Annotated in this window: 25 protein-coding genes; 10 read left to right on the top strand and 15 right to left on the bottom strand. The window is 32.7% G+C overall.

All coding sequences use genetic code 11. From position 1 onward, the window contains the following. Positions 1-335: 335 nt before the first annotated feature. Positions 336-1,112 carry a glutamate racemase gene (gene murI, locus K8B81_RS05520; protein ID WP_223679690.1) on the top strand — a complete coding sequence of 259 codons (777 nt, stop codon included), beginning with the start codon at positions 336-338 and terminating at the stop codon, positions 1,110-1,112. Positions 1,113-1,115: 3 nt separating this feature from the next. On the opposite strand, the gene K8B81_RS05515 is transcribed toward murI, so the two are convergent. Together K8B81_RS05515 and K8B81_RS05510 are read right to left on the bottom strand one after the other, a co-directional pair. After that, complete coding sequence (locus tag K8B81_RS05515) at positions 1,116-2,351, bottom strand: aromatic hydrocarbon degradation protein (protein ID WP_223679688.1); 1,236 nt, start codon at positions 2,349-2,351, stop codon at positions 1,116-1,118. Beyond that, complete coding sequence (locus K8B81_RS05510; protein ID WP_223679686.1) at positions 2,352-3,671, bottom strand: DUF4270 family protein; 1,320 nt, start codon at positions 3,669-3,671, stop codon at positions 2,352-2,354. Positions 3,672-3,903: 232 nt separating this feature from the next. On the opposite strand from K8B81_RS05510, the gene K8B81_RS05505 reads away from it, so the two are divergent. The 5 genes from K8B81_RS05505 to K8B81_RS05485 all read left to right on the top strand — a co-directional run bounded on the left by K8B81_RS05505 (position 3,904) and on the right by K8B81_RS05485 (position 8,032). Then, positions 3,904-4,743, top strand: coding sequence for a DUF6268 family outer membrane beta-barrel protein (locus K8B81_RS05505; RefSeq protein ID WP_223679684.1), 840 nt, complete (start codon positions 3,904-3,906; stop codon positions 4,741-4,743). Positions 4,744-4,759: 16 nt separating this feature from the next. Continuing rightward, positions 4,760-5,767, top strand: a complete 1,008-nt coding sequence (locus tag K8B81_RS05500) for a Kelch repeat-containing protein (protein ID WP_223679682.1) — start codon at positions 4,760-4,762, stop codon at positions 5,765-5,767. A 70-nt stretch (positions 5,768-5,837) separates the two neighbouring features. Beyond that, on the top strand, positions 5,838-6,092 hold the full coding sequence (locus K8B81_RS05495) for a DUF4907 domain-containing protein (RefSeq protein ID WP_223679680.1): 255 nt from the start codon (positions 5,838-5,840) through the stop codon (positions 6,090-6,092). Then, a complete protein-coding gene (locus tag K8B81_RS05490) occupies positions 6,093-7,205 on the top strand; it encodes a sensor histidine kinase (RefSeq protein ID WP_223679678.1) in 1,113 nt (370 codons plus the stop codon). Between the two features lie 113 nt (positions 7,206-7,318). Further along, positions 7,319-8,032 (top strand): LytR/AlgR family response regulator transcription factor, encoded by a 714-nt coding sequence (locus K8B81_RS05485; RefSeq protein WP_223679676.1) that lies wholly within the window; start codon positions 7,319-7,321, stop codon positions 8,030-8,032. Between the two features lie 91 nt (positions 8,033-8,123). On the opposite strand, the gene K8B81_RS05480 is transcribed toward K8B81_RS05485, so the two are convergent. Further along, on the bottom strand, positions 8,124-8,636 hold the full coding sequence (locus K8B81_RS05480; RefSeq protein WP_223679675.1) for a gamma carbonic anhydrase family protein: 513 nt from the start codon (positions 8,634-8,636) through the stop codon (positions 8,124-8,126). 12 nt (positions 8,637-8,648) lie between these two features. Next, positions 8,649-9,638, bottom strand: a complete 990-nt coding sequence (locus K8B81_RS05475; RefSeq protein WP_223679673.1) for a PorP/SprF family type IX secretion system membrane protein — start codon at positions 9,636-9,638, stop codon at positions 8,649-8,651. 134 nt (positions 9,639-9,772) lie between these two features. Between K8B81_RS05475 and K8B81_RS05470 the strand changes: the two genes are divergently transcribed. From K8B81_RS05470 to K8B81_RS05460, 3 genes are all read left to right on the top strand, one after another. Further along, positions 9,773-10,672 carry a NifU family protein gene (locus K8B81_RS05470; RefSeq protein WP_223679671.1) on the top strand — a complete coding sequence of 300 codons (900 nt, stop codon included), beginning with the start codon at positions 9,773-9,775 and terminating at the stop codon, positions 10,670-10,672. Between the two features lie 144 nt (positions 10,673-10,816). Beyond that, on the top strand, positions 10,817-11,170 hold the full coding sequence (locus tag K8B81_RS05465; RefSeq protein WP_223679664.1) for a YtxH domain-containing protein: 354 nt from the start codon (positions 10,817-10,819) through the stop codon (positions 11,168-11,170). A 103-nt stretch (positions 11,171-11,273) separates the two neighbouring features. After that, on the top strand, positions 11,274-12,086 hold the full coding sequence (locus K8B81_RS05460; RefSeq protein WP_223679663.1) for a mechanosensitive ion channel family protein: 813 nt from the start codon (positions 11,274-11,276) through the stop codon (positions 12,084-12,086). A 6-nt stretch (positions 12,087-12,092) separates the two neighbouring features. Here K8B81_RS05460 and tsaB read toward each other — a convergent pair whose 3' ends face one another. The 8 genes from tsaB to K8B81_RS05420 form a co-directional block, all read right to left on the bottom strand. Further along, entirely contained in the window at positions 12,093-12,764 is a 672-nt protein-coding gene (gene tsaB, locus K8B81_RS05455) for a tRNA (adenosine(37)-N6)-threonylcarbamoyltransferase complex dimerization subunit type 1 TsaB (RefSeq protein WP_223679659.1), read from the bottom strand. A gap of 11 nt (positions 12,765-12,775) precedes the next feature. Beyond that, positions 12,776-13,024 (bottom strand): hypothetical protein, encoded by a 249-nt coding sequence (locus tag K8B81_RS05450; protein WP_223679657.1) that lies wholly within the window; start codon positions 13,022-13,024, stop codon positions 12,776-12,778. Between the two features lie 9 nt (positions 13,025-13,033). Next, positions 13,034-14,323: an efflux RND transporter periplasmic adaptor subunit gene (locus tag K8B81_RS05445; protein WP_223679655.1), complete on the bottom strand. Its 1,290-nt coding sequence runs from the start codon at positions 14,321-14,323 to the stop codon at positions 13,034-13,036. Positions 14,324-14,328: 5 nt separating this feature from the next. After that, on the bottom strand, positions 14,329-15,780 hold the full coding sequence (locus K8B81_RS05440) for a TolC family protein (RefSeq protein ID WP_223679653.1): 1,452 nt from the start codon (positions 15,778-15,780) through the stop codon (positions 14,329-14,331). 79 nt (positions 15,781-15,859) lie between these two features. Continuing rightward, positions 15,860-16,981 (bottom strand): efflux RND transporter periplasmic adaptor subunit, encoded by a 1,122-nt coding sequence (locus K8B81_RS05435; protein ID WP_223679651.1) that lies wholly within the window; start codon positions 16,979-16,981, stop codon positions 15,860-15,862. A gap of 39 nt (positions 16,982-17,020) precedes the next feature. Then, a complete protein-coding gene (locus tag K8B81_RS05430; protein ID WP_223679649.1) occupies positions 17,021-18,286 on the bottom strand; it encodes an ABC transporter permease in 1,266 nt (421 codons plus the stop codon). A 2-nt stretch (positions 18,287-18,288) separates the two neighbouring features. Then, entirely contained in the window at positions 18,289-19,533 is a 1,245-nt protein-coding gene (locus K8B81_RS05425) for an ABC transporter permease (protein WP_223679648.1), read from the bottom strand. Then, the gene (locus K8B81_RS05420; protein ID WP_223679646.1) at positions 19,526-20,227 is read right to left on the bottom strand and encodes an ABC transporter ATP-binding protein; all 702 of its coding nucleotides are present in this window, start codon (positions 20,225-20,227) and stop codon (positions 19,526-19,528) included. Before K8B81_RS05420 ends, K8B81_RS05425 begins: the two co-directional genes overlap by 8 nt. A gap of 174 nt (positions 20,228-20,401) precedes the next feature. On the opposite strand from K8B81_RS05420, the gene K8B81_RS05415 reads away from it, so the two are divergent. After that, a complete protein-coding gene (locus tag K8B81_RS05415; RefSeq protein ID WP_223679644.1) occupies positions 20,402-21,808 on the top strand; it encodes a DUF4403 family protein in 1,407 nt (468 codons plus the stop codon). 13 nt (positions 21,809-21,821) lie between these two features. On the opposite strand, the gene K8B81_RS05410 is transcribed toward K8B81_RS05415, so the two are convergent. Genes K8B81_RS05410 through K8B81_RS05400 form a run of 3 tightly spaced genes read right to left on the bottom strand, consistent with a single transcriptional unit; the run spans position 21,822 to position 23,311 of the window. Beyond that, positions 21,822-22,088: a hypothetical protein gene (locus K8B81_RS05410; protein ID WP_223679642.1), complete on the bottom strand. Its 267-nt coding sequence runs from the start codon at positions 22,086-22,088 to the stop codon at positions 21,822-21,824. Beyond that, a complete protein-coding gene (locus K8B81_RS05405; RefSeq protein ID WP_223679640.1) occupies positions 22,078-22,620 on the bottom strand; it encodes a DUF420 domain-containing protein in 543 nt (180 codons plus the stop codon). Before K8B81_RS05405 ends, K8B81_RS05410 begins: the two co-directional genes overlap by 11 nt. A gap of 1 nt (position 22,621) precedes the next feature. After that, positions 22,622-23,311, bottom strand: a complete 690-nt coding sequence (locus tag K8B81_RS05400; protein ID WP_223679638.1) for an SCO family protein — start codon at positions 23,309-23,311, stop codon at positions 22,622-22,624. Positions 23,312-23,314: the final 3 nt, after the last annotated feature.

Below are 23,314 nucleotides of genomic sequence, written 5' to 3'. Positions count from 1 at the left end.
CTTGCCTAAAAATCAGTCAAAAAAAGGAAAATCATCTTTAAAGCCGAATTCCGAAAACCGAATTAATTTTTTATAGCTATCTTAATTTTTTATAAACGAAAAGAAGCTGTCCTTTTGAGACAGCCTCATTTTTGTTTTCAATAATTGATTTTTATACCTTGTTTTACTAATACTTGTATAAAAACCAAGATTAATCTACTACCTAATAATATAAGAAATGTTTTAATGTTTGTTTTACAAAAAGAGATTTCCTTTGGAATAAATTTCTAATTTATTTAACTTAAATTCCAATAAAAAGTACGAATTTAGATTCTTAAAAAATATATTTCTGTTTTATGACAAACAACAATCCTATAGGTGTTTTTGATTCCGGAATTGGAGGTACTTCAATATGGAGTGCCATTCACAAATTACTTCCAAATGAAAAAACAATTTATTTAGCAGATAGTAAAAATGCTCCTTATGGTCAAAAAACTAAAGAAGAAATTGTTGCTTTAAGTAAAAAAAACGTCGATTTTTTAATTGAAAACAACTGCAAATTAATTGTAGTTGCCTGTAATACGGCTACTACAAATGCAATCCAGGAACTTCGTGCAGATTATGACATTCCGTTTATAGGAATTGAACCGGCAATAAAACCAGCCGCACATAATTCAAAAACCCAGGTAATAGGTATATTAGCTACTAAAGGCACCCTGAATAGTGAGTTATTTAATAAAACTGCCGAGATGTTTCATGACACAAAAATCATCGAACAGGTAGGTTACGGACTGGTTCAGCTTATTGAAGAAGGCAATCTGAATTCACCGGAAATGACTATGTTACTAGAATCTTATTTACAGCCTATGATTGAGGCCAATATTGATTATCTGGTTTTGGGCTGCAGCCATTATCCGTATTTGATTCCGCAGATTAAAAAAATACTGCCACATCACATTCAAATTATAGATTCCGGAGAAGCAGTGGCCAGACAAACGAAAAATGTACTGCGTGAAAAAGTAGGTTTTTCAGATGCGGAACAAAGCGAACCTATATTTTATGTCAACTCAAATCCTGCTGTTCTTAATTCAATTTTAGATCATAAATACAACGTCATCGAAAGAGATTTTTAGTTGTTATTCAATTTTTCGCTTGACGAACCATATTCCGTCCAATGATAAATTGAGTGATAGTTTATGGTAGTTTTCCTTTATCAGACCATCTCCAATTTTGCCTTTCTGACCGTAAGAGTAAGAAATATGAAGAGCAGAAAACGTGTTGTCTACGGGTAAAGAAACTCCAATAGAAATTGCAGCATTATTAACTCTCTTTCCATCAACTTCCAGATAACCGGTATCAAAATTTACTCCTGCCCCATACTGAACACCATCCCAATAGCTTCGTAAATTTTTATTTCTTCGATAAGTAAAACCTAAAGCAAAGCGGTCCTGATTTACAAAATCACCATATAATTCTGATTGATTGGTATCATTCCATAAGCTTTTTTCATAATCAAGGGTCATATTAAGATTATTCTTGAAACGTTTACTGACTCCAAAACCTATCTCCAAAGGCATATAAAAATCATCTGTATCTGATACCGCATCTGATTCTATGGTACTTTCGCCTGAACTGCTTATAATTCCTAAAGACTGTACTTTTGATGCTTTAATTTTGGAAGGTGCCTTAAAAGTAGAGGCAATGGTAAGAGTCGAATCAATTTTATACTGAACTCCTAAAGTTGCACGTACACTGCTATAATCAGTTTTTTTATTAATCGAAGTTACTGAGTTTGAAATCGTATAACTTCTTTCATCAGTAGTATTTCCGAAAAGAACATTTCCTGTAAACCCGGCTGATAATTTTTTACTGATACGATATCCGTATGAAATATCAAAATTATTTAATCCCCCGGATCCTTCAGCGTTTAAAATATAATACTCTGAACTGTTTTCTACAGGTAATTTAAATTCTGAAATTTTGAATGATGCACTCGAATAAGGTCGCAGACTAATACTAAAAGCAGATTTTTTATTTACTGCAAAAGCAAAAGCGATATGTGAAAACTGAAAATTGTTGCGTTTCTCAGTTTTAGAACTGCTCTGAAAAGTGGTTTCAATTGCCTTTCCTCCTACTTCAAACATAAAATGATTGAGTGGTAAATAACCTAATGAAGCCGGATTTAAGTTATTAATAAAAGCATCTGATGGCAATGCAATCCCTGAAGAACCAATAGACGGAATTACTCCATAATCTGCATCATACAAACTTCCTAAACCGTACAATGAATAAGGAGAACTGGAAATACTTTGCGAAAAAGAAGTTGCATACATCAAAATGAAGCAACTTAAAAAGATTATTCTATTTTTCATTTAATAAGAGAGGTAGTAAATTTTCAATTGAATTTTATTATTCTGATGCTTCTGGTCACCCAAAACAATTCTGTTAACAGCTTTGTTAATATTAGGCAAAGCAAAAACTAATGAAGATTTAGAGTCTGATTGTTTTAGCATTTCTTTCTGAAGAAAACTGCCTACAGATAATGAATAACCCACATTTTCATTAAATTCATCACTTTGTTTGTTTAGTTTAGCATATAATGAGGCACCGGATGCATCATTTAATACGCCACTAATCCTGTTTAATTTATCAGCCACATATACCTGCAGGGAGTCCGATAAGGGAAATCCTTTGGAATATGTGTTATTGACAGGTTTTAAAATCAATTCGGCATCAACAATTGCACCTTTATCAGCAATATATTTTAGCTGCCTGATATTTGGAAAATCTACTCTGCAGGCAAGTCCCGTACCAGACTGAATATATCCCTGATTATTGGTTAACAAACTTGACAATCTACTATTTGAGGCAGGTAAATTCTGAATCAAAGTTCCTGTCTTATCTAAAGAGATAGCATTAAACTGTTTGGCAGCATCTACTATAGTAAAATCTTTTACATAAGAGTCTATGTCGTCACCAAGATATTTTGAATAATACAATCGTACTTTACTTGTCAGATTAAAACCAATTATACTTGAAGAATTAGCGGTTTGAGGAATAATTACAAGTCCTTTTAGATATTCAGCAAAACTATCGAAGTCCGTAATTTCTCTTTTCTTAAGTTTTAAAAAAAGTGCTTCTCCAAATGCAGCATCCATTTTTACATTTATAGAATCTTTTTCTATTGGCCTGGGTTTATATGAAATGGTCCCCAAACTTTCTGAGCTGTAATTCAAAGCTGAATTATTATAAAATGAATCATCATCAGTATTAGGTTTGACCTTTTGAATGAGTCTATGGATATTGAAAGTCTGTACCTTGGTTGTATCTCCATAATAGTAATTATCATATTTTAAAATCATCGAAATAGAATCAAAAACATAATTTGCTGATTCTGTATCACTGGTACTAATTAAAGAATATGAATCTGATGCAAGTTGAAAATAACTGCTTGATTTTACTTTGCCAAATAGAGGGTCGTCATAATTGCCTATCAAAATTCTACTCTTATTAGAAGTAATCAGGGAATCGAAATTGATGGTTGACATTTCAACTGTAACCGTATCAATTAAAATCACTTTGTTGTTTACCGACAGATAATCAGAGCCGACAACAAATTCGCCAGCGTCAGTATCTGTACCACATGAAACTACAGCAAATCCAAAAAACAACATCAATATAAACTTATACATAATCCGAATTTTTGAACAAATATAAAAGGCACATTTCTGGGCAACACTATAACATATACAAGCCTTCATTTTTATACTACAGAAAGCCCAAAAACATCTACAACATCCACTGGCAGACAAATAACTCTTTAAGCCAAAAAAAATGCCATTTGGTCTACCAAAATGCCTTATACATATATATTCTTTTTTTTAAAACAGACTCCCTCCTACTTTTGAACCAATTAAATAAATAATGAAAAAAAAGGATTTGGTCTTGGTGCTGTTTTGGATTAGCTTCCTTAATATGAAAGCGCAGGAAAAGCTTGTTGCTGATTTTAATTTAAAGACGGAGCCAACAGAAAAAATAAATTTTAATGAAATAAATACCGGTATCGCTGTTTATAAAAAAATAGATGATAAAAATGAGATTACAAATAAATTAGAGTACACAAATCTGAAAATAAAATACGACACACGAGCTTATTATGATTTTGAGAACCTGAATCAGTTTAATCAGATTCAAAACAAATTAGAAATATCACGTAAAATTTCTGAGTTGACGAGATTGAATTTTTCAGTTAAACCAACAATCAATTTTCAACAAAATTTAGACATTTCTGATGTAACCCTTTTAGGGAGCTTCCAATTGAAGCAGCAGCTGACTTCAAAAATAGGATTAAATATTGGCGTTGAAAGATCAACAATTTTTGGTAATCCTAAATTTATTCCGACGCTGTCTTTTTACGGTAAAATAAATCAAACCAATATTTTAATAGGTTTTCCAGATTCGGCAATATCTTATTCCAATAATGAGCGAAACAAATTTAGTGTAAGCAATAACTTCAATGGGAATTTTTATAATCTGGATAAATCTCTTGAATCATATAGTAAGGGAACCAAAATCAGCACTTCTCAAATTACAACAGCTTTTGAGTATGAAAGGAATATGGATAAAAACTGGTTTGTAAATTTTAAAGCAGGTTACGATTTTAACAAACAATACGATTTAGTAGACGAAAACAATCATAAACTATATGATTTTAATACAGGAAACGGCTACATTTTAAGCATTGGGATTAAGTACAAACAATAAATAAATTTAATACACTATGAATAATTTAAAAAAAGGAATATTATTCGCGACACTATTTTCAAGTCTGTTTTTTATAGGCTGCAGTAACGATGATGATGATGATGAATTAGTAGGGAACTGGATTAAAAAATCTGCGTTTGACGGACCTGCCAGATCTAGTGCAACAAGTTTTGTTATTGGAGATTATGCTTATGTGGCTACTGGTTACACAGGAGATGAATATTTAAAAGATTTATGGGCTTACAACTCAAATGGTGATTATTGGGAGCAAAAAGCTGATTTTGCCGGAACAGGAAGAAGTTCCGCATCTGCTTTTGAACTTAATGGTAAAGGCTATATTGGTCTTGGATATGATGGAACTAATAAGCTAAAAGACTTTTATCAATATGATCCTATTGGTAATACATGGGAACAAAAAACTGATTTTGCAGGAACTGCCCGTTATGGAGCCGTTGGTTTTCAGGTAGGTGGAAAAGCGTATTTTGGAACTGGATATGATGGAAATTATCTAAAAGATTTCTATCAGTATAACGACACTGACAATACATGGAAACTTGTAAGTGGATTTAGTGGTAACAAAAGACGAAACGCTACTGTATTCGTTATAAATGATTTAGCTTATCTAGGAACTGGTATAAATAACGGAACCTATCAGGAAGATTTCTATGAATTTAATCCTGCAACTGAAGTTTGGACAAAGCTGCGAGACATTGATCAGGACGACGATGACGATTACAGCTGGAACGATGACTATGCAATAACCCGTTCAAACGCATCGAGTTTCAGCCTGAATGGATTAGGTTATATCGTAGGCGGTGAGGGCATCAAAACGGTATGGGAATATAATCCTTCTACCGATTTATGGGTCGAAAGAACTGCACTTGAAGGAGCAGCCAGAACTGATGCCGTAGGTTTTGCCATTAACAACAGAGGCTTTTTAATGTTAGGACGAATTGGTTCAACGTACTTCGATGATGCCTGGGAGTTCAAACCTTTAGAAGAACAAAATGACGATGATAATTAATTCCCCAAATTTAAAATTCTTCCGGAGATTATTCTGGAAGAATTTGCTTTTTATTCTATTTTTCCTGCAGTTGACAGCTTGTACGCAAAAAAAAGCACTACATGCTGAATCTATAAAAACCGCCTCGGGCTGGGGATATACAATTTCGCATAAAGATAAAATTATAATCAAGCAAACCATAATTCCGGTTATTAGTGACGCGAAAAGTTTTAACTCAGAAGATGACGCCTTAAAAGTTGCCGGATTAGTTATAAAAAAACTCTCTCAAAACAGATCGCCATCGGTAACCAAAAATGATTTAATTTTATTAAAAATAAAAATGTAAATGAATATCGGTACCCTTAAAAATACAAATTCAAATAAAGTTTTATTCCATATTACTATATGGACGTTCTTTATACTGACATCATTGATTCAGTTTTACGAAAGTCCTTTTAGAATTAATAATGACTTCTATGTACAATGGGGAACCGGAATTATTTTATTTTATCTCAACTATTTTTATTTGGTACCCGTATTGCTTCTGGAAAAAAAATATTGGCTGTATTTTATTTTTGTCCTGGCACTGATTTTACTTTTTATGGTTATCAGGGTCAATTATTTTATTCCTGAATTCAATCATTTACGTATGCAAAACATGATGCCGCCTAAAATGATGCCTGAGGAAGCAAAGATGTTTTTGAAAGAAGGCAGAATGAAAATCCGTCCGCATAAACAGCCACTTTTTTTTAAAATTGGGCCGTCATTTTTCTATCTTTTAATTACGACCATTAGTGCGATAATTAGGACCTTAACGGAATTTTATCAAAACCAGCAAAACAAATTAATTGCCGAAACACACAGGACTAATACTGAATTGAATTATTTACGAAAACAGACTAATCCACATTTTTTATTTAATTCCCTCAACAGCATTTATTCTTTGGCTCATAAAAAATCTGATTTGGTTCCTGATGCCATCGTAACATTATCAGAATTAATGCGGTATATGCTGTATGAAACGGATAATAAAACGGTGGCTTTAGAAAAAGAAATCAATTATATTCAGAATTATATTGAATTACAAAAATTGAGACTCAACAATATTGAAGACATAGTTATAAATATTCACGGAGATCCTAGAAATAAATTCATCGAGCCTTTATTATTAATTTCATTTATTGAAAATGCCTTTAAATACGGTACTGATTATAAAGGAGCTGCTCATGTAAAAATCAAGATTATCATTATTGAAAATGATCTCGATTTTTGGACAGAGAATACAATTGAAAATTATGAAAAAGACCCTGAAAATTCAGGTATTGGTTTAGCAAACATTCAAAACAGGCTGGATTTGCTATATCCTAATGCACATGAGCTGACAATAAAACAAGACAGCCAATATTATCGCGTACATCTGAATTTGAAATTAGATAAAATACAAACTGACATTCAATAAATCAACAATAAACGAATAAGCTTACTCAATATTTAACTAAATTTTAAAATGTAAGTCGTTTGTTTAAAGCTACTTTTGACACGATTAATTTATTAAAATTTAAATCTAAAAAGATGAAATGTGTAATTATAGATGATGAACCTTTAGCAGTAGATTTGCTAAAAGATTTTGTTAGCAAAGTAGATTCATTAGAATTAATAAGCACTTTTAATAATGCTATTGATGCAGTGTCTTTTATTAATCAAAACAATGTAGATTTAATTTTTCTTGATATCCAGATGCCTCATTTTTCAGGTATTGAATTCTTAAATACTATCGAAAAAAAGCCTTTAATTATTTTCACAACAGCTTATTCTGATTATGCTGTTGAAGGTTTTAATCTTGGTGCTGTAGATTATTTAGTAAAACCAATTCCGTTTCACCGATTCCTGAAAGCTGTAGTCAGGGCACAGCAGGTTTTAAATCCTCCAACCGTTCAGGCTATTTCTGAAAACACTACAATTCCTGAATTAGAACAGGATTTTATGTTTGTAAGGGCTGAATATGAAAATGTTAAAATGAATTTCGCTGATATTTTATTTATCGAAGGTTTAAAAGATTACGTGAAAATTTATACAACAGACAATAAATTCACACTCACTCTGATTAGCCTGATAAAATTAGAAAATTTACTTTTCAGCAAAGGATTTTCGAGGATACACAGGTCTTATATTATCAACATCAAACATGTAAAATCAATACAAAAAAATAAAGTTTTGATTAGTGATAAACGAATTCCTATTAGCGAAAGCTACAAAAATGCGTTTTTCGAAAGAATCAATTTATAACGTTTTTTAAAATTTACAAACAAAAAATTCCAAATTCCAATATTGTTCAAATTCCATTAGAATTTAAATATTGTTTTTTTATATTTTGAAATTATTCTTTAAACCAGCCCGAATACATAACATAATTATTAGAGATACGTTCGATTTCTCCTGCAAAATCTGACTGATCAATATCTTTCACTTTTTTGGCAGGGACACCAGCATAAATACTTCCTGAGGTTACAACTGTATTTTGTGTTAAAACCGCTCCGGCTGCAATAATCGAATTACTTTCTACCACGCAATTGTCCATTATAATCGCTCCCATTCCAATCAAAACATTATCCTGAATAGTACAGCCATGTACAATAGCATTGTGTCCAATTGAAACATTATTGCCAATAATTGTGGGATGCTTTTGATACGTACAATGTATAATCGCCCCGTCCTGAATATTTACTTTATTTCCAATTTTAATAAAATTTACGTCTCCCCTAATTACAGCGTTAAACCAAACACTGCAGGAATCACCAAAAGTTACATCGCCAACAATAGTAGCATTTTCAGCAACATAACAATCATCAGGAATTACAGGAGATTTCCCGTTTACAGCTTTTATCAACATGATATTTTAAATTTAATTAACCGCTGGACATTTACAATCGTAGCGTTCTCTCTTACAGAATAAATTAATACCAAGAGTAATCTGGTGATATCCTCCTGTATCAAATTTTACATCACCCGTTACGTTTGAATAGGTATAAGCAAACATGAATTTTTTATAATTAAGACCAATAATAGGAGTTATATACTGTAATTTTTGGTCACCTGATCCGCTTCCTCCGCTGTATGTCGCTCCGTCAAAACTTCTTCTGTAAGACAATGCCGCCCATATACTTCCGAAATCCATGTTTTTATACGCTTTTAAATTCAGATCAATAGATTTTTCTTTTGTCTGATCAAAATACTGAAATAAAATTGAAGGTTCCCATGTAATATTTTCACTTTTTCCAAAAACATATCCTGCACTTAAAAGAAATTTTCTCAAATTATCACTTTCATAATCCGTATACAATTGCCTTCTGGTTTCAATAAGTCCCTGAACAGTTAAATGGGCATAAAAATCCAAAAAATTATAAGATGCCCCTACATCAACATTGAAATAAGAATCATTTTGTATTGATCCAAAAACAATTGGATCAAAAGTTCCTCCAAATGAAGTTTCATCCAGCTGACTCTGAATCATGCCTCCGCTAATACCAAAAGAAAGCTGATTCAAATCCAGCTCACTTCTTGAAAACATGATATGATGTGCATAAGTAAGCTTTACGCCTTTTTGTGAATGATATCCATTTTTATCGTTAAAAACAATAATCCCTGCACCGGATCTTTCTCCAATTCTTCCATTAAAACTTAACGTTTGTAAAGAGGGCGCATCATCCTGACCAAACCACTGCTTTCTGGCTGTAAGTCTTATTTTTGCACAATTTGCAGCACCGGCCATAGAAGGATGAATCAAGTAATAATTATCTGATAAATAATCAGAATATACCGGAATTCCTTCTTGTGAATAAGAATAGAATGAAGTAATTATAAAAACAAATAAGATTCTGATTTTCAATTTCATGCAAATAAACTTATTAGCTACCTTTTAAATTTAACAAGATTGATTACAAAAAGAATCTTAATTGTTTTATTAAAAAACCAAATATAGCTATTAGTAGAAGATAACTTTATTAAATTTACAAAAAATATAAAGACATGGCAAAAATCACTATAAAAGAAACTCAAAATCCTACCATTATAAAGTTTGAATTTGATGATTTCATTACACAAAATCAAAATTTTGAGTTTAAAAACATTGATGAAGCACAATCATCACCATTAGCCCAGCAGTTATTTTATCTTCCGTTTGTTAAGACCGTTTACATTTCTGGAAATTTTATCGCTGTAGAAAGATTCAGTATCGTAGAATGGGAAGATGTCCAGGATGCAGTAGCCGAGCAAATTGAAGCTTTTGTAAATAAAGGCGGAACTATTGTAAATATAGACGAAAACAAACCTAAAAAACAGCCAATTACAGTTTATGGGGAAACAACTCCAAATCCTGCTGCATTAAAATTTGTGGTAAGCAGAATGCTAACCCGAAATGCTGTTGAATACAAAAACATTGACCAGACAGCTTCTTCTCCGTTGGCTCAGGAATTATTCAAATTTCCTTATGTAAAAGAAGTTTTTATTGATGAAAATTACATTTCGGTAACCAAATACGAGATCAATAACTGGGAAGAAATTACACTTGAACTCAGAACTTTCATCAAACAATTTATTGAAAACGGAGGAACCGTTTTAGATGAAAGTTTAATTCAAACTGCTACTAAAAATGATGCAACCAAAGATGAAGCTTTTGACAAATTAGATGTTACTTCCCAACAAATCATTAACATCCTGGAGGAATATGTAAAACCAGCGGTTGCAGCAGATGGAGGAAACATTGCTTTTGATTCTTATAATGAAGACAATAAGGTTGTAAAAGTTATTTTACAGGGAGCCTGCAGCGGCTGTCCGTCTTCTACATTTACTTTAAAAAGTGGTATAGAAAACATGCTGAAAAGCATGCTAAATGATGAGCAGATCACTGTTGAAGCTCTAAACGCATAAAAAACAAATAATTTACCCACAAAAAAAGCGCCTTTATTAGGCGTTTTTTTATTCCTAATCCACATTGAATATTTTACTAAAATATAACACAATACTAAATTCAAAATACTTAATATTGTATTGTAACTTAATAAACTTTTTAACATGGGATTATCATCGTTTTTTAAAAATTTATTTAGCAAAAATCTGGAAACTTCAACTCAAATAGAAAACCCAGATCAACATACTGGTGAAAAAGCATACATTGAAAAAACAGAAAACTTAGTTGAAGAAACTTTAAACAAATTCAAAGAAGTTTCTGAACCAATACTCGAAGATGCTGCTGAGTTTACTAATCACGCCAAAGACATCCTAAGTGAATATGCAGAAAAAGCCGCTGACTCTATACACGACATCGTTGATGCTGTAAAAGAAAGCATAGAAAGTGATGATAAGCAGTCAATTGTTTATGATACTGTTGTAGATATTAGCGAAAAGCCAATAACAGAAACCGACTGATAACAGTTATATCTTGTAATGATTAAGACTTTTTTTCACAGCAAATTTTTATATTTGCACAATTAATATACCTTCTCATTTAGAAGGTTTTTTTATCTAAAATATGGATGTAAACCCGAACCAGCTTTCCAGTTACGCAACGAAATTTATTGACATTTTAATTGATTATTCACCGAAGTTGATCTCGGCATTTCTAATTTTATTTGTAGGCTTATATGCTATAAGACTGATAAACAGAATTATTAGAAAAATAATGGTCAAAAGACATTTAGACCCTACATTAACTAAGTTTCTTGCTGATATTTTACTTTGGGCCTTAAGAATATTGTTATTTGTAACCTTTATTTCAAAACTTGGAATCGAAACTTCATCATTTGTAGCCATTTTAGGAGCCATGGGACTTGCGGTTGGCTTATCACTACAGGGTTCACTTTCAAATTTTGCGGGCGGAATGCTAATCATCGTTTTTAAGCCTTTTAAAGTAGGGGACACAATTGAGGCACAAGGAGTGATTGCTACCGTAGTCGAAATTCAAATTTTTGTTACAAAATTAGTTACGGGTAATAACCAAACGGTTTTTGTACCAAATGGGGCTTTATCTAATGGAAATATAATCAATTATTCAATGCAGGGTGAGCGAAAAGCTGATTTGACCTTTTCTGTCTCTTATGATTCAGATATCAAAAAAGCTAAAGACATATTACTAGATGTTTTAATTAAGAATCCTAAGGTCCTCAAATCTCCTGCACCTGAAGTATTTGTAAAAAATTTATCGGCAAGTTCTATTGATTTTGCTGTTCGTCCCTGGGCAAAAAATGAAAATTACGGAGCCGTTTTTTCTGAAACTTTAGAGAATTGCAAAATAGCATTAGATGAAGCCGGTATTGCTATTCAGCCATATACCCTACAGAAATAAAAACCATTATTGTTTTTTTGGTGCAGCAACCATAAAATCTTTCAAATAATAAGGTTCAAAGTAAGCGACATCTACAGTGTCGCTTTTTTGATATTTATCGTAACTGATTTTACTCATTGCTGCAGCGGAAGGATATTTGATATCTTCTAAAAACACAAAATTCTCTTTAGTTAAAACTGTCTTGCATTTTTCTGTACAGTCACCAACAAAATACAGTGTTTCTGTGAAATCTTTAAATGAATTTTCATCAATTACTTCTGCAAGAATTGCTCTTTCAGTTTTTAATTCAGCACTAAAAATTGCACTGTACACTTCCATTCTCCGGGCGTCCAGCATTGGAATTATTTTGCCCTCAGAAATTTTAGCCTGAGATGCCAAGGTTTGTAAAGTATCTACTGCAATCAACGGAATATTTAAGGCAAAACACAATCCCTTTGCTGCTGATACCCCAATCCGAAGCCCGGTATAAGAACCTGGTCCCTGGCTTACAGCAACTGCGACTAAATCATGAACAGAAATCCCTGATTCAGCTATTATTTCTTCAATAAAAACATGTAGCTTTTCGGCATGGGAATACCCTTCTTCTGCTATTTCTTTGCATATAACTGTTTCGCCATTTTTAGCAATTGCTACTGAACAATTTTTGGTAGCGGTTTCGATATTAAGAATAAAAGACAAAATTTTTTATTTTAATTATTATTTGAAAAAAGAAAAACACATATTAAAAGCAAAAGCGGCAAAATACATAAATTAATCGCCAGAAAACTCAAATAGAGTATCACTTTCTTAGAGACAGAAAAATAAACATACTCTTCTTTGTAATATTGGCTATTATACACTTTATAATGACTAATAAAGACAAGGATTACAGCCAGAATAAGTCCGGTAATAAATGCCATCATAAAACTTGCCGGAGGGCTTCCACATAGTGAAATCATATCAATATTTTATTTTTTGGTAACTTCAGCTTTTTTAAGTTTTACCTTATCTCCCGAATTTAATTCTTTAGATACTGTCGTGTAAGGCCCGGTAATAACAACATCGCCTGGTTTCAATCCTGACGTCACCTCGATATTAGTATCATCCTGAATTCCGGTTTTGATAATTCTGATTTTTGCTTTATCACCCACTTTCACAAATACGCATTCGAACTTTTTATCGCTTTTTGGCGCTGTTTTTTTCTCATTCGGATCCTCAACTTTAAAATCTTTCACAGCAGTTGTATCCGATTTTACCACAACAGAGCTGATAGGCACAGCCAAAACATTTGTTTTAGTTGTTGTAATAATATCAACCGTTGCGGTCATTCCTGGTCTAAATGGCGAATACGAAGCTGGTTTTCCTTCTAATAAATCCTGATAGGATTCTTTTAAAATACGAACTTTCACCTTAAAATTAGTTACCTGATCTGATGTTAAAGCTGTACTTGCCGAATTAGAAATACTGGTTACAACACCTTTAAATTTCTTTTTTAGGTAGGCATCCACTTCAACATTTGCTTCGTCTCCAATTTTTATTTTTACAATATCATTCTCATTAACATCAACTTCAACCTCCATATTATTAAGGTTGGCCACTCTTAAAAGTTCAGTTCCTGCCATCTGCTGTGTTCCTAAAACTCGTTCACCCAATTCTACATTTAGTACAGAAATGGTTCCGTCTGCAGGAGAATATATGGTAGTACGGCCTAAATTATCTTTTGCTTCATTTACCGATGCAGAAGCACTCTGAACATTATAGTAAGAACTTTGTCTTGTAGCTTTTGCAACTTCAAAAGAAGCGATCGCTTTATCCCAGTCAGACTTAGAAATAACACCTTTGTCATACAAAGTTTTATTGCGTTCATAATTCGCTTTTGCTTCTTTAAAACTAGCCTCCGATTGTGTCAAACCAGCTTTTGTTCCTGATAAATTTGAAACTGAACGATTGTAACTTGAAGTGTATAAATCCGGATTTATTTTCACTAATAAATCTCCCTTCTTAACAACCTGACCCTCTTTTACATTTAATAAAATAATTTCGCCCGAAACTTCCGGGGAAATTTTAACTTCTATTTCAGGTTGAATTTTACCTGTAGCCGAAACGGTTTCAACAATTGTGGAAGCTACTACTTTTGATATCTCTACTTCTTTTCCTTCGTCCTTATTTCCTATCACTCCCGATTTTGAAAGTCCTATTAAAGCTGCAATTATAATTATTGCACCGCCAATTAAGAAATAAATTGTTTTTTTTGACATGATAATTAGTTTTTGATAATTGGGACAATTGGAATTCCGAAGTAGAATTCAAGTATCTTTATTTTAAACATGTAATCGTATTTTGCTCTAATTACATCTGATTGTGCGTTTGTTAACAAAGTTTGTGCCTGAGTAAAATCGAAAGAGTTCATCAAGCCAACATCATACTTTTCTTTAGCATAGTTATAAGACTGTTGTCTTGCTTCTAAAGTTATTGTTGCTGATTCATAAGCATTTAACGCTCCTTTTGCATCCGTAAAAGCAGTATAAACATTACGCTGCAAATCTAAACTTTTTTGCTCAAGATCAATTTTAGATTTTTCCAGGCTTACTTTATTACGTTCTACATTATTTCTTGCAGAGAATCCATTGAAAATCGGAATAGATAACTGAACTCCAAAAGACTGCCCTTTATTATTATCAAACTGATCCAGAATAGGCGCCGCATTTCCCAAAACAGGTGAGTAATTATTCTGTAACACAGACTGATTAGTTCCTTCAACAAAGCCTATTTGATTGGTTGGATTTGCCGTATTTAAAGTAGATCCTGTAATAATATCTGAATAGCTTGCTCTGGTATTAAAGTTATAAAAAGCACTCAAAGTTGGCTGATAAGCTCCTTTCGCAATGGATACATTTTTTTGCGCAATTTCCAGATTAGTTTGTGCAAGCTTTAATTCTGTTCTTGTTTCCTTTGCTTTATTATAAATATCAGTTGGGTTTTGCGCCATAATGTTATTTTCATCCTGTACATTGGTATTATCGGTAACATCAAAATCAGCAAATTCTTTAAGTTGTAATAACTGAGCCAAACTTAATTTAGAAATTAACAAACTATTCTCAGCTACAATAATAGCTTGTTGATCTGTTGCCACAGTAGCTTTTAAATCGAATAAATCTCCGCGAGGAATTGTACCCGCATTTACCATTTCTTCAGAACGCTTAAATCGTTTTTCATCAATAGCAAGCTGTTCCTTTTTTACTTTTAAATTTTCCTTATTGAAAAGAATTTCTAAAAATGCATTGGCGACATTTAATGAAATATCTTCTTGCATCTTTAATAATTGATATTTTGAAGCAATTATAGAAAGTTTAGCTCTTCTATAAGTATTCTGATTTTGTAAACCCTTGTAAATATCAACACCAACACTCGCCCCAATTGATGAATATTGTGTAGTTTGATTTTCAAGCAATCCTGTTGTAATATTTTGATTTAATCCAATATTCCATGAATGTGAAGCATTTGCATTTACAGCAGGAAGATAATTTCCCAGAGCTCCTCTTTTATCTATGACAGAATTCTTAACATCTAATTCAGATAGTTTGATTGTGATATTATTATCCAGTGCATAGCGCACACATTCTTCCAGTGTCCATTGTTTTGTTTGAGCCTGTGTAGATAATGCTAATCCAAACAGGAGAGCAAAAACAAAACTATTACATTTATTTATTTTCATATATTTTGAAATGAAAGCACAGCAGATACCATGCAAATTTAACGTTTTATAAGTCCAAAAATCGCTTTAAATAATCAAATTATTTTTTTTCGCCTTCTCCCTCATTGATGAGTCCCTGATTCCAGATTTTAATTTTATCAGATGCCTTAACACCGCTTTTAATCTGAACATAAATCCCGTCACTTACACCCAGAACTACATCTTTTCTTTGGAACTTTTGAGGTGCTGTTTCGATTTCAACATAAGGCTTTTGAGTTTTTTTGTCAAACTGAACCAATGATTCTTTAATAGCCAAAACTTTGTCTGCTTTTTCTAAAATAATAGAAGCATTTGCACTTAAGCCTGCTCTGATAAAAGTGGCATCATTATTTTCTAAAGAGGCTTTGATCTCAAACTGGATAGCTCCGTTTTCTACTACTCCCTTAGGAGCTATATAGGTTAAAACAGCCATAAATTTTTTGTTTTCAATTGCTCCAATTGTAATTTCAATAGGCATTCTTTCTTTTATTTTACCTACTTCAGATTCATCAATTTTTCCAACAAAAATCATTCTTCCAACATCTGCCACGCTTGCTATTGTAGTTCCCTCATTAAAATTATTACTTTCAATAACCTGATTTCCAACTTTTACAGGCACGTCTAAAACCATTCCGTTTACAGTAGAACGAATCAGTGTATTTGCATAGCTTCCTAATGAAGATGTAGTTCCTGTTTTTACGATATCCAGACTTTGTTTTGCTGACAGATAATTTTGTTTTGCCTGTTTATAAGCTAGTTGGGCTGCATCAAAATCATTTGCAGAAATTACATCTTTATCAAATAATGTTTTTTGTCTCTGATAGATTTTCTCCTGATTGTCTAATGCAATTTTAGCGGTCTGAACCTGATTTTGAGTACTGCTTACATTAGAAACATTAGCAACAACCCTGATTTTTGCAATCATATCTCCTGCTTTGATTTTTTCACCCGCCTTAATATAAACAGACTCAATAATACCTGAAATATTAGGTTTGATCAGAACCTCTTCATCTGGCTGGATATTTCCTGTTGCAATCGTATTTTTTACAATCGTTTTAATTTCAGCTTTTTCAGTTTTAAAAACAACTGGTGACTCCTGATTTTTAGCATACAGATAATAAAGTGCGCCAAAGAAAACTATAGCAATAAAAATTAAAATGGTTACGGTTACTCCTTTTTTCATTTTGTTAGTTGTTAATTCGATTATATTTTGATTGATAATTTATTCTGTTCGTAAAGCATCCACCGGTTTTACATTGATTGCTGTCTGAGCCGGTATAAATCCTGCCAGTAATCCTGAGCCAACAAGGATTAATAAAGCCACAAATACTACTCTTAAATCTACACTTGGATTTGCAAACATGGTATTGCTGTTTGGGGGCATTGAATCTAAAAACATATTTAAAAGCGCGATAAGCCCTGTTGCTACAGCAATTCCCAACATACCTGAAATGATTGTTAAAAATATAGATTCTGACAAAATCTGTCCTCTGATAGCGCCCGGAGTTGCCCCTAAAGCCCTTCGTATTCCTATTTCTTTAGTTCTTTCTTTTACCACAATAAGCATAATATTGGATATACCAATTACGCCTGAAATCAAAACCAAAGTCCCTACAAAATAGGCAATGATTTTTAAAATAGTAAAAAGACTTTGTACCTTGTTAAACTGTTCGTACAAATCGAAGTTTCCTACTGCACGATCATCTTTAGGATTTATAGAATGAAGTGCTTTTATTTTGTCCAAAATCTTTGGCTTTAAATCTGTAATGGAGGTTTCATCTTTTGCAGTAAGTGCCATCCAGCCTACTTTATCCCCATAATTAAAAGACTGCTGAAAAGTAGTAAAAGGGATGAAAATATTTTTTTGTTCCTGCTCTGCATTTCCTCCCTGTTGTTTCGATTTATAAACGCCAACAACCATAAAATTTATTCCGTTAATTTTCACATAAGTGCCAACAGCTTCTTCTTCTTTTCCATAAAGCTCCGCAATAACACCTTTTCCAATCACTGCTATTTTTCTTCTTTCAAGAATATCCTGCTGATTGATAAAACGTCCTTTTATGATATCCATCGGCTGTTGCTTAATCAGTTCGGGATAATCACCATAAATGGTAAATGCCGAAGTTTTTGTTCCCCTAACGACATTATTAGTTCCATTAAAATCGCCTAATTGATTTCGTGGGGAAACATATAATAAATCCGGAAAAGCCTCCTTTAAAGAAGCAACATCACTGTTTCTAAAATCATACCGGCGCACCTTGGGCAAGCCTTTATAAGCTTTTGATGTTGTCTGACTCCACATAAACATGGTGTTTGTCGCTATTCCGTCAAACCCTTTTTTTACACCGTTTTCGAGGCCGTTTCCTGCGGCAAGTAATATTACCAAAATAAATATACCCCAAAATACCCCGAATGCTGTCAGGACTGTTCTGAAAACGTTGGCGGTTAAAGCCTGTAAAATCTCATCCCAATTATCTTTACTAAACATATTTATTCGTCTCTAAGTGCTACAATAGGTTTTATTTTAGCAGCTCTGTATGCCGGAAAAAAGCCAGCCATTGCTCCTGCAAATACAAGCAAAACAAGCGTTGTTAAAGCCACGCCAAAATCTACTTCAGGATTTCTGAAATATTCGCTCTGAACCATTGGCCCAACAAATTCTAATAATAAAAGACTCGCCAATAAACCTGTAAAACCTGCTATAGTAGTTATAAAAATAGACTCATGAAGAATCATAGAAATAATAGAAAATGGTGATGCCCCAAGCGCTTTTCTAATTCCAATCTCTTTTGTTCTTTCCTTTACCACAATAAGCATAATGTTACTTACCCCTACAACTCCGGCGATGATGGTACAAATACCCACCCACCAAAAAAACAGTCTGATAAAAAGATTTAAATCATAAAATTGTTTGGCTTCTTCTACCGAATTATAAGCACGTATTCCACTATCATCATCAGGTGCAACCACATTTTTACTTTTTAAAAGTGCCTTTACCTCTTCTGTAAATTTTTTTGATTGTGCTAAAGCTTCATCATAATTCATTTTTTTATTTAAAACAAACTGCATACCGTTTATTTTATCTCCTGCACCAAAAGCCCGCTGATTGGTAGACATGGGCATATAAACCCTTGATTCTTCACGTTCTCCTGAAGGATCTGTAAAAACCCCAATTACTTTAAAATTAATATTATTGACTAAAATTTCTTTCCCTATCGGATCTTCTTCTTTAAACAGGTCCTGCTTTACCTTCAAACCAATAGCTACTACTTTCTCATTATTTATCATATCGCTATTATTAATAAAACGCCCATTAATAATAGTAGCATTTTCAAGAGACAAGTAATCCGGACTAATTCCTCTAAATTGGTAGTTTCCAGACTCTTTTCCATAACTTACAATCCCTCCCCAGGTACTGCGTACAGAAGATTTTTTATCAATCTCATCACCAAACTTTTTAACCGGAAGATCATAATCACTATTTCTTAACTGAATTTGCCTTCCTGGGTTAAGCCCCTTATATTGTTTGGTTGTTGTTTCGGACCAAACTTCAATTATTCCTTTGGCATCATTCTCGAACTGCTTTTCAATTCCGTTCTGAAGTCCCTTACCTGCACCCAGTAAAATGACCAAAATAAAAATTCCCGAAGCAACAGAAACTCCTGTCAAAAAAGTTCTTAACTTGTTTTTCGAGATTGCTTCAAATATTTCCTGCCAACGCTCAATATTAAACATACGCTGAAGCTCTAACTTGTTCTACTTTTTTATCATCAATGATCAATCCATCTTTCAGCACTACATTTCTTTTGCACATTGCAGCAATATCAGGTTCGTGGGTAACAATCAAAATGGTTTTTCCTTCATCATTAATTCCCTGAATAAGTTCCATAACTTCATAGGAGGTTTTTGTATCTAAAGCACCAGTTGGTTCATCTGCCAGTAAAACTTTTGGGTTTGATGCCAAAGCTCTTGCAATTGCAACACGTTGTTTTTGTCCTCCAGAAAGTTCATTTGGCAAATGATGTGAATGCGACCCCAGACCAACTTTCTCCAGATATTTCATCGCAATTTCATAACGTTCTTTCCTCTTAACGCCCTGATAATACAAGGGCATTGCAACATTATCTAGTGCGGTTTTATAATTTATCAAATTGAAAGACTGAAAAACAAATCCTAAAAATTTGTTTCGATATCTGGAAGCAATTGTTTCATTAAGTTTTTTTATAGGAGTTTTATCCAGGATATAGCTGCCAGAATCTGCTTCATCCAAAATCCCTAAAATATTCAGAAGGGTCGATTTTCCGGAACCCGAAGATCCCATTATAGCAACCAGCTCGCCTTCTTCTATATTAAAATTTATTCCTTTTAGTACGTGCAATTCTGAACTCCCCATTTTATAGGACTTATGCAAATCTTTGATTTCAATCATAATACCGCTGAATTTTAAGACAATAATAACATTTTAATTACGTATTTTATGGTAAGAAAAAGTTAATAAATTTTGTATGGCTTTTAGAATAAGACTTCATTATCGACTAATTGTTACACTTTTTTCAAAGAATATAATTGTTTTCTTAATTTTGCTTCATTAAAAAACCTTCAAATGAAATTTCTTTTTTCTTCAGTTCTTTTCATAATCTTAACATTATGCATCAGCTGTTCGACTTCTCAAAAGCTAGCTACTTTAAAACCTGAACCGGATGATGCAAGTCCGTTGATTTATGACAGTAATCCGTCTTTTATTAATTTACCAATCACGGTAAAATTAAAAGACATAGAAAATCAAACCAATGCTCTTTTAAATGGATTAATTTACGAAAACAATGACATTGAGGATGATGATATCGAAATAAAAATCTGGAAACAGGCGCCAATCAAAATTCAAAATGATCCTGCAAATACAGATAAAAAGATAAAAACTATTTTACCCTTAAAAGCAAATATCAAATACCGAATTGGCACTAAAAAAATGGGCGTTGCACTTTATGACACACGTGAATTCAATTTAAATGGCATCATTACTTTATCAAGCGAGGTCACTTTGACAAACTGGAAACTCAATACAAAAACAGCGTTCAAATCCCTTGACTGGAATGAAAGTCCAACGATGACTGTTTTTGGAAAAAATATGCCTATCACTTATTTAGCAAATCCGGCAATCTCAATGTTCAAATCCAAAATTGAAAAGAGCATAGATGATGCAATTGAAAAATCAATGGATTTTAAACCAAATGTTTTATCTGCTTTAGAAAAAATCTGCACTCCTTTTCAAATGAATGAAACTTATGAGAGCTGGCTCAGAATTGCTCCGGTAGAAATATATTCTACTAATGCCAAACTTAAAAATGATTCATTTTTACTGGACATGGGAATAAAATGCAATATGGAAACTGTTATTGGCAAACAACCCGAATCTAAATTTAATGCTTCAAAGATTGTTTTGAAACCAGTTGCTAAAATTCCAAATCAAATTACGACCAATATTGCTGCTATATCAAGTTATGTCGATACTTCAAAAATCATGACTAAAAATTTTGCAGGACAGGAATTCGGTTCGGGAAATAAAAAGGTAACGGTAAAAAATGTTGAAATTTGGCATAAAGATGCAAAAATGGTAATCGCACTGGATGTTTTAGGATCTGTCAACGGAACCATATATTTAAACGGATTTCCTCAATATAATCCTCAGACCAAAGAAATTTATTTTGATAAACTGGATTATGTTTTGGATACCAAAAGTAAATTGATGCGAACTGCAAACTGGCTTGCTCAGGGTTACATCTTAAAAAAAATGGAAGAAAACTGCCGATATTCCATACAGCCTAATTTAGAAGAGGGCAAAAAAACCATGGCCGCTTATCTTAAAAATTATTCCCCAATGCCTGGTGTATTTATTAATGGAAAAATGGAAGACATACAGTTTGATAAAATACAATTAACCAATCAGGCTATTATAGCATTTATAAAAATAAACGGAACAGTTAATGTTTCTGTTAATGGATTGAAATGAAAAAAGACCGAATTTATTCGGTCTTTTTGCTTTTTGATTGGTACATCTTATAAATTAAAACTCCAATTATAGCTACTAACAAATACGGAATGACCATTAAATAAACAATTCCATCATTTACTGCTTCGGCTTTTTTAATGTTAGACTCTCCTGAAAGCGCAGCACGGCACATGGCACACTGAGCATTTGAAGCAATTCCAATAAAGAAAAAGAAAATTCCAAAAACAAAAGTTTTAAATTTGGAATTTAAGATTTGAATATTTTTGTTTTTAGTGCGCATAATAAGGAGAAATCATTAAATAAACTATTACACCTGTAACGGCAACATATAACCAAAGTGGGAACGTAATTTTAGCAATTTTTCTATGCTTATCAAATCGTTTTGCTAAAGCTCTAACATAAGTGATCAAAACCAAAGGAATAATAGCAATCGACAATAATATGTGAGTGATCAAAATAAAGAAATAGATTAACTTAACAACTCCTTCTCCTCCAAACTTTGTTGAATCAGCCGTCATGTGATAGGCCACATACATTACTAAAAATGCTACTGATAATCCAATCGCAGTTGTCATTAAACGTTCATGGGTTTTCTGATTCCCTTTTTTAATTGCAACAACTGCCAAAACCAAAACAACAGCCGTAATACCATTTATAGCTGCATATATTGGAGGCAAAAACGATAGCGGTTCTACATTATAACCAAAATCTTTAAGTTTTACACCAAATAAAATGGCTACCACAACCGGAATTACAATTGAAACAGCAATGATAAATTTATTGTATTTTTTTTCTAATGAATGATCTTCCATTTTATTCTTCTAATAATATTTTAATATCCTGTTGAATGTCTCTTACTCCTTTTTTATCTAATCCGTCATAATATAAAATTGGATTCCCAAAGTCATCTTTTCTGCAACGGATGTTTCCTTCTTTATCAATTAAGGCAAATAATCCTGAATGCTCAAATCCTCCGTTCACTTTTGCATTTTCACCTGCATAAAGATTAAATCCTTTGTTTGACAAATCCATGATAGCTTCTTTATCTCCCGTTAGGAAATTCCATGTCGAAGATTTGACACCTAACAATTTTCTGTGATCTTTCAGTACCTGCGGTGTGTCATGAGCCGGATCAATAGTAATAGAAACAATTCCAAAATTAGGATTGCCAAAAAAGGTTTTTTCAATCTCTAACATACTCATATTCATCTTTGGGCAAATAGATGGACAGGTTGTAAAGAAAAATTCTAAAACATATACTTTTCCTTTATAAGTTTCATTTGAAACCTTAACATTATCCTGATTAATTAGCTCAAATTTTGGAGCCTTTCCTATTGTCAGTAATTTTGCGTCTCCATTAGAAGTTTTTTCACCTACGTTGTCTAACCGATTTCCTTTAACAACATCGCCATTTTTGATTCTGTCAACAATTTTAGGCACAGCATAAATTCCGAAGATTAAAATGATAAACGAAATTCCGATATATGATTTATTTTTAAACATTAT

It is taken from the genome of Flavobacterium hibisci, from assembly GCF_020026925.1.
GTDB lineage: Bacteria > Bacteroidota > Bacteroidia > Flavobacteriales > Flavobacteriaceae > Flavobacterium > Flavobacterium hibisci.
This window is presented reverse-complemented; position numbering and strand designations above follow the sequence as displayed.

Bases quoted from the DNA above. Each gene is read 5' to 3' on its own strand.
- murI (WP_223679690.1), top strand. From the start codon at position 336: ATGACAAACAACAATCCTATAGGTGTTTTTGATTCCGGAATTGGAGGT.
- K8B81_RS05515 (WP_223679688.1), bottom strand. From the start codon at position 2,351: ATGAAAAATAGAATAATCTTTTTAAGTTGCTTCATTTTGATGTATGCA.
- K8B81_RS05510 (WP_223679686.1), bottom strand. From the start codon at position 3,671: ATGTATAAGTTTATATTGATGTTGTTTTTTGGATTTGCTGTAGTTTCA.
- K8B81_RS05505 (WP_223679684.1), top strand. From the start codon at position 3,904: ATGAAAAAAAAGGATTTGGTCTTGGTGCTGTTTTGGATTAGCTTCCTT.
- K8B81_RS05500 (WP_223679682.1), top strand. From the start codon at position 4,760: ATGAATAATTTAAAAAAAGGAATATTATTCGCGACACTATTTTCAAGT.
- K8B81_RS05490 (WP_223679678.1), top strand. From the start codon at position 6,093: ATGAATATCGGTACCCTTAAAAATACAAATTCAAATAAAGTTTTATTC.
- K8B81_RS05485 (WP_223679676.1), top strand. From the start codon at position 7,319: ATGAAATGTGTAATTATAGATGATGAACCTTTAGCAGTAGATTTGCTA.
- K8B81_RS05480 (WP_223679675.1), bottom strand. From the start codon at position 8,636: ATGTTGATAAAAGCTGTAAACGGGAAATCTCCTGTAATTCCTGATGAT.
- K8B81_RS05475 (WP_223679673.1), bottom strand. From the start codon at position 9,638: ATGAAATTGAAAATCAGAATCTTATTTGTTTTTATAATTACTTCATTC.
- K8B81_RS05470 (WP_223679671.1), top strand. From the start codon at position 9,773: ATGGCAAAAATCACTATAAAAGAAACTCAAAATCCTACCATTATAAAG.
- K8B81_RS05465 (WP_223679664.1), top strand. From the start codon at position 10,817: ATGGGATTATCATCGTTTTTTAAAAATTTATTTAGCAAAAATCTGGAA.
- K8B81_RS05460 (WP_223679663.1), top strand. From the start codon at position 11,274: ATGGATGTAAACCCGAACCAGCTTTCCAGTTACGCAACGAAATTTATT.
- K8B81_RS05450 (WP_223679657.1), bottom strand. From the start codon at position 13,024: ATGATTTCACTATGTGGAAGCCCTCCGGCAAGTTTTATGATGGCATTT.
- K8B81_RS05445 (WP_223679655.1), bottom strand. From the start codon at position 14,323: ATGTCAAAAAAAACAATTTATTTCTTAATTGGCGGTGCAATAATTATA.
- K8B81_RS05440 (WP_223679653.1), bottom strand. From the start codon at position 15,780: ATGAAAATAAATAAATGTAATAGTTTTGTTTTTGCTCTCCTGTTTGGA.
- K8B81_RS05435 (WP_223679651.1), bottom strand. From the start codon at position 16,981: ATGAAAAAAGGAGTAACCGTAACCATTTTAATTTTTATTGCTATAGTT.
- K8B81_RS05430 (WP_223679649.1), bottom strand. From the start codon at position 18,286: ATGTTTAGTAAAGATAATTGGGATGAGATTTTACAGGCTTTAACCGCC.
- K8B81_RS05425 (WP_223679648.1), bottom strand. From the start codon at position 19,533: ATGTTTAATATTGAGCGTTGGCAGGAAATATTTGAAGCAATCTCGAAA.
- K8B81_RS05420 (WP_223679646.1), bottom strand. From the start codon at position 20,227: ATGATTGAAATCAAAGATTTGCATAAGTCCTATAAAATGGGGAGTTCA.
- K8B81_RS05415 (WP_223679644.1), top strand. From the start codon at position 20,402: ATGAAATTTCTTTTTTCTTCAGTTCTTTTCATAATCTTAACATTATGC.
- K8B81_RS05410 (WP_223679642.1), bottom strand. From the start codon at position 22,088: ATGCGCACTAAAAACAAAAATATTCAAATCTTAAATTCCAAATTTAAA.
- K8B81_RS05405 (WP_223679640.1), bottom strand. From the start codon at position 22,620: ATGGAAGATCATTCATTAGAAAAAAAATACAATAAATTTATCATTGCT.
- K8B81_RS05400 (WP_223679638.1), bottom strand. From the start codon at position 23,311: ATGTTTAAAAATAAATCATATATCGGAATTTCGTTTATCATTTTAATC.